Origin of the sequence: Sinorhizobium garamanticum, assembly GCF_029892065.1 — a bacterium.
GTDB lineage: Bacteria > Pseudomonadota > Alphaproteobacteria > Rhizobiales > Rhizobiaceae > Sinorhizobium > Sinorhizobium garamanticum.
In genome coordinates this window covers 230,786-245,138 of sequence record NZ_CP120375.1, presented here as the reverse complement: position 1 = coordinate 245,138, position 14,353 = coordinate 230,786, and the positions used below count along the sequence as shown (strand labels likewise).

At 57.8% G+C, this 14,353-nt stretch carries 13 protein-coding genes and 2 pseudogenes; 9 read left to right on the top strand and 6 right to left on the bottom strand.

Annotated features, from left to right (window positions below):
* Positions 1-23 precede the first annotated feature (23 nt).
* The 4 genes from PZN02_RS30340 to PZN02_RS30325 are packed head-to-tail and all read right to left on the bottom strand — an operon-like array spanning position 24 to position 2,991.
* On the bottom strand, positions 24-1,037 hold the full coding sequence (locus tag PZN02_RS30340; RefSeq protein ID WP_280663711.1) for a hypothetical protein: 1,014 nt from the start codon (positions 1,035-1,037) through the stop codon (positions 24-26).
* 47 nt (positions 1,038-1,084) lie between these two features.
* The gene (sctE, locus tag PZN02_RS30335) at positions 1,085-2,101 is read right to left on the bottom strand and encodes a type III secretion system translocon subunit SseC family protein (RefSeq protein ID WP_280663710.1); all 1,017 of its coding nucleotides are present in this window, start codon (positions 2,099-2,101) and stop codon (positions 1,085-1,087) included.
* 13 nt (positions 2,102-2,114) lie between these two features.
* Positions 2,115-2,627: a SycD/LcrH family type III secretion system chaperone gene (locus tag PZN02_RS30330; RefSeq protein WP_280663709.1), complete on the bottom strand. Its 513-nt coding sequence runs from the start codon at positions 2,625-2,627 to the stop codon at positions 2,115-2,117.
* Between the two features lie 4 nt (positions 2,628-2,631).
* The gene (locus tag PZN02_RS30325; RefSeq protein ID WP_280663708.1) at positions 2,632-2,991 is read right to left on the bottom strand and encodes a hypothetical protein; all 360 of its coding nucleotides are present in this window, start codon (positions 2,989-2,991) and stop codon (positions 2,632-2,634) included.
* A 698-nt stretch (positions 2,992-3,689) separates the two neighbouring features.
* On the opposite strand from PZN02_RS30325, the gene PZN02_RS30320 reads away from it, so the two are divergent.
* The 7 genes from PZN02_RS30320 (at position 3,690) to PZN02_RS30290 (ending at position 10,371) form a co-directional block, all read left to right on the top strand.
* Positions 3,690-3,911, top strand: coding sequence for a hypothetical protein (locus PZN02_RS30320; RefSeq protein ID WP_280663707.1), 222 nt, complete (start codon positions 3,690-3,692; stop codon positions 3,909-3,911).
* Positions 3,911-4,336 carry an EscI/YscI/HrpB family type III secretion system inner rod protein gene (locus PZN02_RS30315; protein WP_280663706.1) on the top strand — a complete coding sequence of 142 codons (426 nt, stop codon included), beginning with the start codon at positions 3,911-3,913 and terminating at the stop codon, positions 4,334-4,336. Before PZN02_RS30320 ends, PZN02_RS30315 begins: the two co-directional genes overlap by 1 nt.
* An 18-nt stretch (positions 4,337-4,354) precedes the next feature.
* Positions 4,355-5,116: a type III secretion system inner membrane ring lipoprotein SctJ gene (sctJ, locus tag PZN02_RS30310; protein ID WP_280663705.1), complete on the top strand. Its 762-nt coding sequence runs from the start codon at positions 4,355-4,357 to the stop codon at positions 5,114-5,116.
* Between the two features lie 691 nt (positions 5,117-5,807).
* A complete protein-coding gene (locus tag PZN02_RS30305; protein WP_280663704.1) occupies positions 5,808-6,506 on the top strand; it encodes a FliH/SctL family protein in 699 nt (232 codons plus the stop codon).
* The gene (sctN, locus tag PZN02_RS30300) at positions 6,463-7,833 is read left to right on the top strand and encodes a type III secretion system ATPase SctN (protein ID WP_280663703.1); all 1,371 of its coding nucleotides are present in this window, start codon (positions 6,463-6,465) and stop codon (positions 7,831-7,833) included. Before PZN02_RS30305 ends, sctN begins: the two co-directional genes overlap by 44 nt.
* Entirely contained in the window at positions 7,830-8,459 is a 630-nt protein-coding gene (sctO, locus tag PZN02_RS30295) for a type III secretion system stalk subunit SctO (protein ID WP_280663702.1), read from the top strand. Before sctN ends, sctO begins: the two co-directional genes overlap by 4 nt.
* Positions 8,443-10,371, top strand: a complete 1,929-nt coding sequence (locus tag PZN02_RS30290) for an alpha,alpha-trehalose-phosphate synthase (UDP-forming) (RefSeq protein ID WP_280663701.1) — start codon at positions 8,443-8,445, stop codon at positions 10,369-10,371. Before sctO ends, PZN02_RS30290 begins: the two co-directional genes overlap by 17 nt.
* 227 nt (positions 10,372-10,598) lie before the next feature.
* Here PZN02_RS30290 and PZN02_RS30285 read toward each other — a convergent pair.
* Positions 10,599-10,775, bottom strand: a pseudogene (locus PZN02_RS30285) (response regulator); the annotation flags it as partial.
* A gap of 379 nt (positions 10,776-11,154) precedes the next feature.
* On the opposite strand from PZN02_RS30285, the gene PZN02_RS30280 reads away from it, so the two are divergent.
* Together PZN02_RS30280 and PZN02_RS30275 are read left to right on the top strand one after the other, a co-directional pair.
* A complete protein-coding gene (locus tag PZN02_RS30280; RefSeq protein ID WP_280663700.1) occupies positions 11,155-11,613 on the top strand; it encodes a transposase in 459 nt (152 codons plus the stop codon).
* A 252-nt stretch (positions 11,614-11,865) separates the two neighbouring features.
* Positions 11,866-12,378 (top strand): annotated as a pseudogene (locus PZN02_RS30275) (hypothetical protein).
* A gap of 161 nt (positions 12,379-12,539) precedes the next feature.
* On the opposite strand, the gene xopAG reads toward PZN02_RS30275, so the two are convergent.
* Positions 12,540-14,180, bottom strand: a complete 1,641-nt coding sequence (gene xopAG / locus PZN02_RS30270; RefSeq protein WP_425336383.1) for a XopAG/AvrGf1 family type III secretion system effector — start codon at positions 14,178-14,180, stop codon at positions 12,540-12,542.
* Between the last annotated feature and the right edge of the window lie 173 nt (positions 14,181-14,353).

Below are 14,353 nucleotides of genomic sequence, written 5' to 3'. Positions count from 1 at the left end.
GTAGATTTAACTTGTTCCTGCTCTCATCCCATGTTGGCGATCTTGCTCCTCGTGTCAGCGTCCGCGCGTCTCACTTCGGAAAGCTTTTCCAGAACATCCTGGATCATCTTTTCATATGCCGATTTGAATTCACTCTCGTCGTCAGCGCGAGAGCGCATCTTGGTGCTCTCCGCTTCCAGCTTTGCCTTTTTCTCCTGCTCAACCGTCGCCCCCATGTTGAGGGCGGCACCACCGAGCTTGCCGAGCTCGGTTATGCCCGTAGCGACACCACCCCAGCTCATCGTGGTCCGCTGTGCGACTTGCTGGGCTCTGTAGACCCTGTCTGGGTCAAAGCCGGCAGGCCGACTACCCAAGCGGGCGCGGGGGGCTTGAGGCCCTCGTGCAGCGCGTCTCAGCAGATAATAGGCAATATTACAGAGGGCTTCATTTAGCTGTCTTCTGCCGCCGTGCTTGAATAGGCCGGCCTGAAATAGTTGTCTTATGCCGCCGTGCTTGAATAGGCCGGCCTTAAAACTCGTCTTGTTGCGGGCCGTCGAACTGCCGATCTCCACATCGAAACGCGCCTGTGCCTTACTCGCGCCTTTAAGGCTGACACCCGCACCGGCTATCGCGAAGGCGGAGGTTAGGAACGTGCCGACCAGCTGACATAGCCCTGAATCGCGAAGCGCCTTGGCAGCAGCTCCCTGCGCCGCGATGTCGCAGTCACGCGCAATTTGCCGGTCCAATCTCGCAGAGTCACGGAACTCCAGATTGAGGCTGTGCAGCAACGCGCTAATTTTATATATGTCAACTGAGGCTAGCCGTGCTCCCAGACTAGCTTCGGCACTATTGTTGTGGGCGGCGACGTCTCCGAGTGTTGGCCCGCCGGCCGATCTCTGCAATTGGACATCGGCCGGCGTTGACACGACTTCGGCGTCCCTCATACTCATGCCATTGGTGGGCATGAACATCGGCAATATAGACCGATGTTCATGCACAGCAGCGTCCGACAGATGATGGCGGTCAGTGCAGTTTGTTTGTACGACAGTATGTCGCATGCATGCTCTCCTAACGTTCTCATAGCATGGACAGTTATGGGCGCTCGTCAGGCGATGTGTCGTATGACAATTGATGCGGATCGAGTCTGCTCCTCCAACGCATCGACAACTCTCTGCGTCATAGTCTTCATACCGAGGGACAACTCCTGGATGCGCGCGATCTCGTCCTCTTGAAGCTGCGCCAGCTTGGCGAGGAATTTCCTGATGTCCAACGTCTCCGCCTGGGCGTCGACTGCTTGCTTCTGCTGGACGCCGCTCGCAATCCCCGCCGAGGCCCCAGCTGCCGAAGCAATGCCTTCGCCCGCCCGAGCGGCGGTCGCAACGCGCTGACTTCCCATAACAATCTTCGCTACCTTATCGCTCTGGCCCGTGATCTTCGTTGCAATGCTCGTCACCGCATTCCACCCGCCAGACCCGGCACCGGCGCCTAACGTGGCGAGTGAGCAAGCAAGGACGACGGCAACCGTAATGAACGTGGCCCACCACTTGGCCTGATTCTGCGCCACCCCTTGGTCTTCCATGAGACCCGTCGCAATGGCCCGCGTCATCTTATCGATGACGCCTGCCTCGGTCGCGGCTACCATGGCGACACTCACCGCTGCGGCCGTGAACGCGAGAACCCCGCCGGTGGCCACTGCCGCCACGACCGTCAGTGCGGCCGCAATCCATCCAAATATCCTCATGAGCCCCGAAGTTTTCTTAGCTTGCCTCAACTTCTCAGCAGCGGCCGCAATGTTTCGGGCAATCCTATCATTCTGCTGCTTCTGTAGTTCACTTCGGTGGCGTACATCCTTCATACCCGCTGCAACGTCGTTGTCGGCCATCTTCGTCGTGAGGCTCAGAAACTTGGCGGCCAGTTCCATCGCACTAAAGGCCCGTGGTGGGGGTAACTGTGGGACCGCATCTGACGCCGGAGAACCGCCAGAGACTGGTGGCAGCGCAAGTTCAGCGCCCGATTTGCTAAAACCAGTTGAAGAATTGCTGGTGGAAGCGTCGATCTTCGTTAGCATCCCAGCTTCAAGTAGCGTTCCACCGACCGCTTTCATTTTGCTGACGTTATGCATCGCAGCCTCCTTTTCAACCTGCTTCGGGCCTGAGTCTACGCAGCATAAGCGACGCCTGCTGAGCGAAAGCTCTATGCTCAGGCTTCCCACTGCTAAGCTCCAATACGCTCTCAAGGGCGCTCAAGGCTGCCGCTGGCTCATCGAGCTTGATGAGACATTTTGCGGCGCGTAACGGGATCTGCGGATCCTCGTCGTCCAGCAGCGCAGCCAATGCATAGGCACGCACGGCATTTGCTGAATCACCCAACATCTGACTGGCAGCACCGAATCCGAACCAAAATCTCGGGTCGATGTACCGGTGCATGCATAGAAAACGAAAGAAGCTCAGCGCCTCGCCGTATCTACCGGCGGAATAAAAACGATGGCCGAGCACGTAGACCGCCTCGAGTTCGTCATCCGTGATCCCGATGACAGCCGCCAAATCCGTACGACCCGCGATGATCTCTTCGGTAAGCCGTGCCAGCCGTCCAGCCTCAGTGTCCGCTTCGCCACCGTCCGTTACTAGCTCCTCTACCTTCTGCGTCACAGCCTCAGACCCTCAGTCGCATCGGCTTGACGCGCGGCCCACATACCGGCAGCTGAATGGAAGTGAGATTGTTGATCTCGCTCAGAGCCGCCTGCCGCTCGCACGTGTAAGCTTGCCGAAAACTGTCGTCTTGAGCCTCAACGAATCTGGAGATGACATCCCCGGTGATGGCACACTCGCCCAACAGCTTAGCTTGTTGACCAAGCTGCTCCCGACCTTGTCTCAAGAAGCTCTCCACCTGCGCGATCGTTTGCCGCGCGCTCGCCATCGTCTTATCTAGATCTTTGCTATCCAAGCCGCGCGAAGTTTTGATCGCTGGAGAGCAGCGACTGCTTGACGGCGTGATGCCGATGGCAGGTTCCATCCTGTTGAATGGCCACATTTCAGAATGACACCTCGCTTTACAGCCGCCCTATGCCATTGGCAGTCGAGCAGCAGAGCACCACCCCGGTCGGCACACAGCGCCACCTGACGGGAACACAGACAGCTAGCTGCAACGAGACAGAATCAAAAATATTATTCCGATATGTGCACATCAGGAGACCCGATGGTATCGAAGCGTCCTAGCCTAAAGGATTGGGGATATGCGATACCTTTCAGCGCGCCATATCCGGTAAGTATGGATGTATATCACCTTTGTATTTGCGGTTGGCATGCTATCGGACAACATTGGCGGTGAGACGTCTTGCTGGCTGCTTACGACTAGGCAAAATCGAAGAGGCTGCCGGCGCGTGGATTAGCGGCCCCCGGATGCAAGTTAAGGATGAAACGAATGCCGTCGTTGTGGGAGCGATTCGAAGAAGTTGCCGGCCGGTTACAATCGCAGGTTACGGGCAACTCGGCCAGAGAGAAGATATAAAGATGTCTCCTTCGTGCACATCAATGTCAGCCGGGGGTCGCACTGACATTGGGGCCGGCTTACGACGGAACCTTGCCGAAGCGGCATTCCTGGCTTGCATTTCGAACGACATAGTGCGGGCCAGACGAATTGCGAAAGGACTTAGCGCCATTGCGCCGGGTAGTAGGGAGTCCGTCATAGCTTACGCCGTCGCGGATCTGACGGTGGGAGATATCGAGGCGGCAGTGGAACAGCTCCGTCCGCTTTCGGACGCCAATGACGCATATGGGTTGGCCTTCGAGGCGCTGGCTCTCCATCTTGCCGGACGGTTCAGCCAGCGCGATACCTTACTCAGGCGGGTTCCGGGTGGAGATCCCGATGTCGATGGACTCGTCGCCGCGTTTGGCAAGAGCTCCGTCGGACATGCTGTAGAGAGGGACATCTAGTGAGCGTCAACAGCATCAGTCCACCCACAGTTTTGCCAAGCGGCAGTGCAATCGTATCGAACATATCAACTGAATCCATTGACGCCTTTCGTGCCACAATGGATCAGCCCGACTTGTCGGCGCTGCACGATAGGTCAGCGACCGCTTCAATCGACCCGTTGACCGAGGCGGCGCGCGGATCTGGCGTCGTCGGCACGCCGGGAGACGCCATCCTGAGCAGCATGGAGAAGCTAAGCGTCGGCTTTACACACGCCATGGAAGCCGCTCGAAGCACTGCGGCGAGTATGAAACCGGGGGAAATGCACGCAGGTGATTGGCTGAGAGCGCAGATCGCCATATCAGCTTTGTCGCTCGAGTGCGACATGCTGGCCAAGGTGGTCGGCAAGGCCACGCAGAGCCTGGATGCTTTCTTAAAAAATCAATGATCCTACGCCGGTGGACCTGTGATCTTTGTATTGAAGCGGCTCGCGACATTTCTTTTGTTGTTCACACTGGTGAGCTGCGAATCGAAGCTCGAGCTCTACCGCAATATTTCGGCGCACGAAGCGAACGAAATGCTTGCACTGCTCACGGGTCAAGGCATCGATGCCGAAAAAACGACGGACAACGACGGCACTGCCTCCTTGCTAGTCGATACGAAGGATGTTCCCCTCGCCATGGAGGTATTGAAAGGCGCCGGACTGCCACGCGACCACCATGCCGATATAGGCAGTCTTTTCGCGAACGAAGGTTTGATCTCATCGCCGACAGCGGAGCGCATTCGCTACATTTATGGCATTACACAGGAGCTGTCGCGGACCCTTTCAAGCATCGATGGCGTGCTCAATGCTCGCGTCCATGCGGTCTTGCCCCAAGAGACGAGTGACAATCGAGACCGATCCTTCCCCTCGAGCGCTGCTGTGCTTATCCGTTATGCGCCCGGAACTATCGTCGATCAGATCGTACCGAAAGTCAAAGAGCTCGTCGCAAACAGTTTGGAGGGCGTGTCCTACGAAAGAGTCTCCGTCGTTCTCGTGCAGGCAAGTCAGGCCAGCGCCTTATTACGTTCCGTTGATAGAACAGCCGTCCTCACGACAGAAGACAGCGGCACAGGCCATCTGGTGATCGCGCTTGCATGCGGCATTACCGGATCGCTTATCGGCAATGGTGTTCTCGCCTTCCTGCTATGGCGTCGCCCGTCGGACACCGGAATAGCGCCTCAATGAGATCAACAATTCAGAAGTGATAGCCGGGGAGATCAGCAGGAATGTCGGATGAATGGCTTGATGCACCTTGGGCGAGGGCGGTCATGTGCTGCATTGCCGATCCTGCCGCTGATCTCGATTCCACAAAGGCACATGGTTGGCCCGAATGGATGCCGCTGGATAGCGCTCAGAGCGACCCGTTCACTCGTGTCAGGCTTGGGCGCTGGCTCCTTCGTGGCCAAAATGATGAACCGTCCGCCATCATCGATGCTGGCGCCGCGCCACGAAGCAGGCTCGCGTTTCTCCCGTCGCAGGACGCCGTGCGCCTCATGCGCCTTGCGGGCGCCTGGGTGGGGGCAGCCGGCCTTACGAGACTTCTTCGGACAACTGATATCGCGGCGGTTCGCGCGGACCTCGGGGAAGAAGCCGTCGCATTCGCCCACGAAGCCGCGCTTTTGCCGCGACCGCCTGCCGAACTGATGTCGGCGATTCGTGCTTCTGACAATCCGTTCGCGACCAGCGAATTGCTTCACTGCGGCGCGGCGATGTTCGGCCTTGCGATTGGCGACATTCCGCAAATGCTGCGGACTCGGCTAGGCGTGCGCTGTCCCGCGCCAATCTGGGCGGCAGTGGTAGAGACTTGTCGTGACCACAATGCTGGCGAGGGCGCATTTTATGCGATCCGGCGACTGGTCCGCAAGAGGATGCCCGCATGGTCGCATTGGTTCAGCTAACGGCTGCATCGGCCGGGATCCTCGGCCCTGGGCGGATCTTGCCGGCCGCGAGCGCACAGGCCCTGTTGGACGCCGAGCAACTACTCATGCAGGCAAGGCGCGACGCTGATGCGCTGATCGACATGGCGCGGGGAGCCGCCCAAGCGATCGAGGCGCAGGCCAAAGAGGCTGGCTTTGCTGCAGCACAAAAGGCAATCGAGGCCCGTCTGACCGCGGTCGCCACGGATTCTCTGCGGATCATGGCGCAAAATGAGGCGCATATCATCGCCATGGGCCTGCAGATCGCGCGTCGGATCATCGACACTGTCGAGCCGGTGGATGCGGCGGTGCAGATCGCCTTGCGCGGTCTGAAATTTGCCGGCCACAACTCCGTCGTCCGGCTACGCGTGGCACCGCCGCTCCTCGAGGCGGTCCGCAGTCGGTTAGACGAGATCCTCCCGACAGCGACATCGCGTGCCGTCATCGACCTGATTGCCGACGCACGCGTAAATGATGCCGGATGCATTCTCGAGACCGATGCTGGACTGGTGGACGCCACGATCGACAGCCAGCTTGCGGCGATCGAAAGCGGCTTGCGTAGCTGCCTAACACCTCTGAAGGGCCAAAGCATAGTAATGTCCGAAGGACAAAGTGATGTTCGAACCAGCCGAGCCGACCAAAGCCGTTATTCCCTGTGAGCACGAGAACATCCGTTTTTTCTTCCAGCTCGCAAAAAAAACAATCGCGCAGGTGTCGACAATGCACGTCCGCGGCCGTGTCCTCCAGATTGTTGGAACGGTTATCCATGCAATGGCGCCGGGCGCCCGCATCGGTGACCTTTGCACTCTCCGCAGTCCGGAGCACAACTTGGAATTGTCGGCGGAAGTCGTCGGCGTGCAGTGCGATGTCGCCATCCTGACGCCCCTCGGGGAAATGCACGGCCTCTCGACGCTCACTGAAGTGATCCCAACGGGAAAGCCCCTCATGGTGCCGACCGGCTGGCACCTGCTCGGCCGCGTACTCGACGGTTTCGGCCGACCTTTGGACGAATCCACCAATGGACCCTTGCTTTCGGAAGCCCACGTGCCTGTCTACAGGGAAGCGCCGGATCCCCTGACCCGGCGTAGTATCGACAAAGTTCTTCCTGTCGGCGTAAGGGCAATCGACGGTCTTCTGACGTGCGGCGAGGGGCAGCGCATAGGCATCTTTGCCTCTGCGGGCGGGGGCAAGAGTACCCTGATGTCGATGCTGGTGCGTGGCGCAGCGGTTGACGTGATCGTGATAGCGCTAATCGGCGAGCGTGGCCGGGAGGTACAGGAGCTGATCGAACACAGTGTCGGCGCAGAAGCGCGATCGAGAGTGGTTCTTGTCGTTGCTACTTCTGACCGCTCCGCAACGGAGCGGGCGAAAGCGGCCTATGTCGCTACGGCGATCGCCGAATGGTACCGAGACCAAGGACAGCGTGTGCTACTTCTCATGGATTCAGTAACCCGTTTCGCGCGTGCACTGAGGGAGATTGGTCTCGCGGCCGGTGAGCCGCCGACACGGCGTGGTTTCCCGCCGTCGGTTTTCGCTTCACTGCCGCGGCTTTTGGAACGCGCTGGGAACAACCACTGCGGATCTATAACCGCATTCTACACAGTGCTCGTGGAGGGCGATGATATGGCCGAACCGGTGGCCGATGAAACCCGATCCGTTCTCGATGGTCACATCGTACTCTCACGCGCCTTGGCGATGTCGAACCACTATCCGGCTATCGACATTCTGGCGAGTATCAGCCGCGTCATGAGCGCTATTGTATCGTCGGACCATGAGCGGTTGGCGGGCAGCCTACGGCAGCTGATGGCCAAATTCCACGAGGTGGAACTCCTGGTACGTATCGGCGAGTACAAGGAAGGAGCCGATCCGATCGCCGATGCAGCGATCGCTAAAATAGACCACATAAGAAGCTTCTTGCGGCAGTCCACACAGGAGCAGGTCGGCTTCGAAGCAATGCTCGATGCGCTTGCTGGGTGTTTGGCATGACTCCCGAAGCGGTACATCGCCTTTTCGAACTTAAGGAACTGCGGCGCCGCCGCGCCGAACATGCGCTGCGCGTGAGGCACACGACTCTCGACAATGCTGTGAGGGCTATTGGTATCGCCTCGACAAATCTTCGGAGATGGCGCCAAGACCTTCCCCGTCGCGAACTCGCGCTATACGAACCATTAATCGGGAAAACCGCCGCTCTCACTGATCTTGAAGCGGTGAACGCGCAGATGGTCTCGCTGCGTCAATACGAACAGCTACTCGGAAAACGCATTGAAAAAGCTCAGGCAGAAGCCGACCTGGCTCGGCAGGAACGTGAGGAAGCGTACAGCGTAGTACGTGAGGCGTGGCGAGAGGTTAGCAAATTCGAGGATCTCATTAGGACCTTGCATATCAACGCCACACAGGAGGAGGAGCGCTCAGCAAATTTGGAATCGGAGGATTTCGCCCAGGGGCGGAACAGTATCGGCAGGGAGCAAGATGATGATCTGTCGGTGGATCTGCAGCGGATGCGGGCCTACCGTTCGTTTTCAATAATTCGCGGACCGCACTCCGCTAAATCCCGGGTGGCGATGTGGTGGTCGGCTCTCGGCCGCAGCCGTGGCTATGGCCCTAAATGGTGATCGTGCAGCAGCGGAAACGCGCGAATATGAGGCGGATGGCCTTTCGCGGGCGAATGTCGATGGCATCCTCAAAGGCCAATCGAGTAGCTCATGCCCTGGAACTTCCGCAAAGCTCAAGCCAAGTCGCACGGGGGATCGGCAAGGCGCTTACCACGGATATGGAATGGATAGAATCAATAACACTGTTCACTCGGCAGCCTCAGGAATGCAACACGCAGCCTTTGACCAGCATCGGCGCGAGGAGGCAGCGCAGCATTGCACGCAACGATCCAGTGCAGATCCTTCCCCTTGCCCCGGCTCCGCCGAGCGAAAGGACCATATCGGTGAGGCAACCCAGCAGCCGAGACTTGTCCTCATTTCGAACCGCGTTGCAACTTTTGACCCCGATCAACCCAAGACGGGCGGGCTAGCCGCGGCCCTCGAGCCTGTGGTGGAACGCTCTGGCGCGGTCTGGATGGGGTCCTCGGGCAAGTTGGGCGACGGCACGAAGGCCATGGACATCGGGCAGCACGGCGAGGGCCAAGTCGCGAAGCTCGATCTGCCGCGCGAGCACTATTCTGGGTATTACGAAGGTTTCGCGAATTCGATATTGTGGCCGGCGTTGCACTCGCTGCCTGACCGAATGGCTGGCTCCGCAGAAAACTATCAAAGCTATCAAGAGATCAACAAGTTCGTGGCGGGAGCCGCTTTCCAATTCCGGGATCGCGATGCAATCTGGGTGCATGACTATCACTTTCTTCCACTCGGCGCTGGTCTGCACAATCTCGGCGTCGACAAGCCGATCGGCTTTTTCCTGCATACGCCATGGCCAGCACCCGATATGATGGAGCGAGCGCCCAACCATCGTGAACTCATGAAATCGATGCTCGCCTACGATTTGCTCGGCTTTCAGACCAACTGGGACCTGAACAACTTCTGTGACTGCGTGCGCACCCATCTCGAACTGGAAGTCGAGCACGGTGTGGTGATTTCGGACGGCCGGCAGACGCGTTGTCAGAAATTTCCGATCGGTATCGATCCCAAACAGTTCGCACAGCATGCTTCGGAGTCGCTTACGAAACAGGACCGCTATATCTCGTCCTTGCAGAAGAAACTCAACGGCGCGAAGCTTGCCATCGGGGTCGACCGGCTCGACTACACCAAGGGTATCGACGCCCGGATCGAAGCCTTCGATCAGGTCCTGGCAGCCGAGCCGCGCAGCATAGTGCTCCTGCAGATCGCCAACCCCTCGCGCACGGAAATCGAAGCCTATAAAAGTTATAAGCGCGACGTTGAGCGCCTGGTCAAACGTGTCAATGACGAGCATGGCACGGACGAGTGGAGGCCGATCCTCTACGAGAATGATCCTTTTACGCAGGCTCAACTGGCAGGTCTCTATCGCGCCGCGCATGTTTGCGTGGTAACACCCCTGCGTGACGGCATGAATCTGGTCGCGAAAGAATATGTCGCTGCGCAAGATCCGGAAAATCCCGGCGTTTTGGTGCTGTCGAAGTTTGCGGGTGCGGCCGAAGACTTCGACAGAAATGGAGCGCTGCTGGTGGATCCGACCAGCCCTGCCGAGATCGCGGCCGCAATTTCCAGAGCGGCCAATATGCAGCGCGACGAGCGCATCGAGCGCTGGCGGCTGATGATGGATAAAATTGAATCATACACGATCCATGATTGGTCGGCGGACTTCGTACGGGAACTGGACAAAAGCCGGGTCACGGTGCCGGCGGACCAGTTCCGACATCTCGGCTTCGGCTGGATCAACGAGGCGCAAATGCCCTCGTACCGGACAGCCGAGTTGGACGCCGCGCTAAAGCGCGCAATGGATAGACGTTGGGTCCTGCCGCCGACGAGCCGTGCAGACCGTGCGGGAAGCGCCTCAGAACAATCGACCAGGCAGTTGAACTTTCGCGACTATGTTTGAAGCCCCTGCTGCAGTGAAGGTCTTGCATGAAGCCTTTGTGGGGGATTTGAAGCCGGCCAGTCTTCGGTGTGATCCCTGGGTCTCGTTGATGTTTGGGTTGGGTTTTTTCAGGTCAAGCTTCGGTGTTTTCGGGTGCGATTGGCCACCCCTCGCTACCTACCGTCCAGCGTTCCTATTCGAGTTTGCTAAACGGAAGATTCGACAGCACCAACGTGAGCGGAATAGGCTCCATCGCCATCTGGCAGAGCCAGCTCCAGCAGAAGAATTTCATAGCTCGCGCAACAAAATGCACTCGAGGCCTATTCCAGTGTACCAACTACATCAACGGCGAAACCGCTATCCCCGAGCGTAACTCGCACGGCGCGGGTAAGATCCGCATGATGGTCAACGAGCAGAGTCGGCACTTCATCTCCTAGGTGGACAGGTCACGGTGGCTATGACGCACCGGGGCGCCAGCAGAAGTGCGCAACTCGTCGCATTATCGTACCCTCTTTCCGACCGGTCATCGCTGTCAGGCCAGCGTCGTCCTCCAGAGCCTCATGATTCCATGACTGGGATGGTTAGCTTTCGAGAAGCGAACAGAACAAATCTATTGTTGGGATGATAGGCCCCAAATGATGGCTGGCCAGGCATTGAAGATTTCGGGTGAGAGCTGGACCCTTTCACTGTCGATCGCCAGGCTCCACGCACAAGCCAAACATCAACGATCGTTAAAGCATGGTTGTGTTGACTCTGTGGAGCACTCAGCCGAAAACAGGCGATGGCTAAAGGAGGGAATCACTGATGGCTGACGAGAGTAATGCGGGACCAGTTGCTGCGACAACTGCAGCGACTGACGCAGAAGTGAAAGTACCAACGGCTAAGAAGCGGAGGTCGCCAAGGCCGCAGAAGGCGGCTTCCGAACCAGCTCAATCAAAGACACCGGCGGCTAAACGCAGGGCGTATACCGAGCAAGAAAAGAGCGAGAAGCTGAAGCTGATCGAGACGCAAGTCATCGAAGGCAACACCCTCAAGGATGCTATCAAGAGCGCCGGCATATCAGAGCAAGCCTACTATCATTGGAAAGATGCCGCGAAGGCTGTCGAGCAAAAGGACACTAAGGGCGCCAAGCCCCACCCGGCCGGCGATGAGTTGGCAGATCTTGTCCAGCTCGAAGAGGAAAACCAGCGGCTCCGCAAACTACTGGCGGAGAAACTGCGAGCGGAAAATGCTGAACTGCGCAAGAGGCTCGGTCTCGACTAACCAATGACCGGGAATACGCCGGGCGTTCTTCGGCGGCCTCCGTGTTACGCCAGAAAGCTATATTGGCTCCCCAATGGCATCGTCGCGGCAAACGAAGCCCTGCTGTTCTCCGCTCTTGCCGGGTGAAGGCGTGCAGACGCGACGTTGGCGAGCAGTTGAAGCGCGCGAGGAGGGGCTGTATTGGTGCGCCAGCAGGAATGCAGCGGCGCCGCTCGGTGTTGCTTTTTTTCGGTTGCTTGGGATCGCAAGTAGATGAAGACGCCACAACGGAGGTTCGTTGTCGAATTCAAGTCGGGGCGACAAAAAGCCAAAACCCAAACGAACTCATCTGGGGAAGACACAGATCTCAAGGCTTTCCGATCAATGCAGACACTGTCGACGGACGAATCGACGACGTCGACGTTGCACCAGCAACGATACCACTTGTGAACGGCGCAGAGGTCGAAATTTGGAACCACCATAAGGCCGATCATGCGGCCGAAGCGGCAGTGTAAGTACTGGAGAGCGACACGGCATGGCAGCGTCAAACGAAATCAATCGGCACTCCTCGAAAGCGCGCCAAGCACGCCCAAACGATCGTGCATGTCCCTAAGCTTGCGAACGAGGATCGAAAGGCGCAGACCGGGACTGTTGACAATCCGATCTCCCACGACGAGCTTGCCGCCTTGACGCAGACAACAAGCGTCTCAAGAGGTTGTTGGCGAACAGCTTCGTGCACAGAACCTTCGGCTCGAGAAGATACTCGAACGATTTGGTGTCGAATAGCGAGGTGGCACCACTGGCGTCGGGGCAGAGAAAGCCGCTGAGGCGCGAGTTCCGCGGATAGCCGCGCGGGCTGCGCTACCTCGATGTCAGCTGCCGGTTTTTCGCGCGACCCGCTGAGGCGACGTTAGAGAAAGCCCGCTAATTGTCGAAGTTTTTTTGCGTCATTTGTCCCTCAGTCCTGACGTCCTTGCAAAATTGGGACCACAGAGTCTCTCCATTTGATTGGCGATTCGCAATCTCTCAAGTGCATCGTCACGCGATCCTCGCAGGTCCCGGTTGTCCCCAAGGCCGCTTCCTACTACAGGGCTTGCATCAGGCGGATTTCCTTGCAACAGGTCCGGCAGATTCCTGCCGCCATAATACTCTTCCGCCGCTTTTTGGCAGACATCGCGGTAGAACGCATCCGCATCCTCGATCGTATATCCAGCGCCCACAAAACAGCCACGCGCTACCTCATGGAGTGTATGCCGAATTGAGCTCGTGTCGTCGTACACAGCGTTGAGGCACGCTACGATCACTATGACCTCCTTCTTTGAGAGACGTGGCTGACCACTCATCAAACGCGCGTGGTTGATGCAGGCGACGCCATTTGCGCATGTGAATGAGTCACCAAGTCCAGAACAATCTTCGAATCCGTCGCCCTTCTCATTCAATTTGAAGTGAGCGATGGGCAGGTTCTTCAGGCCTGCGATCTCCCGGTGGTTCAGATCCTCAAGTACCTCGGGATCATAACCTGATCGCATTTCCTGAAGCCGGGTGTCGAGGCTGTGCAGCCACGGCCCCACCAAACTGGCATTGCGCTTCAGCTTGTTCTTTTGTGGATCCTCGAACATTAGCGTCGCATCGAGCTTTTCGGTTTCCGCCTTAGAGAGCAAACCATGCTCGATCAGGGTCTTCATCACAACGTTCTCAGCATGTCCCCAGTGCGCCTCAGCAGCATATACCTGTCTGAAATTTAGAATGGTCTGGCCGGCCGCAAACTGCGCCTCTTCGCTGAGACCGAAGGTCTTATCGTCGAGGAGCGGTTCGAGCTTCTCGACGCATCCTTTGAACGTTAAGCCCTTCTCGCTCCGCAAGTTCCTGAAGTGCTGCACGCCTTTGTTAATGAAGGGGTGAGTAATCGACCTTGACGTGCAGCTGTAGGCGCCGGTCTGCTCGTCGAAGACCCCCGTCAGCGCGTACTTGTTCTTCTCATCATACATTGGGCTCTTCGTTAGGTCGAAATCTTTCGGGACCTGAGGCGGTCTATACTTGGCCACGCACTCGTTCTTCACGAGATGACCCTTCATGCAACTCAGATTCAGAATGAGCGACCGGCGCGCCTCAGCACAGTCCACCAGCCGTGCAACGTGAACACGCGTCGCTGCCCGGTAGTCAATCATGGTGACAAATTGGTTATCGCCGCAGGTACGAATTGGATTGAGCGGCCGCTTATTTAGACGCTGGGTTTCAGCGTCGGCCGCATGATACCGCGTGTGAAATTCCCGTGCGCTGCCCTGAGCCCTCCTGAGCCGCTCACTCGAGGTGAATCCTTTTTTTCCGTCATGCAGCGATGTGGTGGACAGGGGAAAGTCGTTGGCGATCTTATCGTAGGCGTAGCCCGCAGCGGCTAGGGACAAGCCGTACTTCAACACGCGCGCGGAAAGGCTTGACTCGCCTCCCGTTCTGCTATTCGTTGCCCCTTCGCCTCCTTGCTCTGCACCCCCAGTCTTTAGTTGTGCAGGGTTCCTCGCAGGTGGGGTTGCCGTACTCAGGGTACGAAGTGCAGCAGGTGAGTTAACCGCTTCGTGGCGCGCAGTCATTGTCCTCAAGGCCCCTCCCGGTCTGTCAACGATCCGTAGTGCCGAAAAGCTTTCAAGGTGCCTATTCCCAATTCGCATCTCACTGGTCCCCAATTAATGCCCATGATTTCGAAGAAAAATATCATTCGGGCATCAGGTTCTAGTTCGAACAGGACCGCTTTGATCTCGATCAA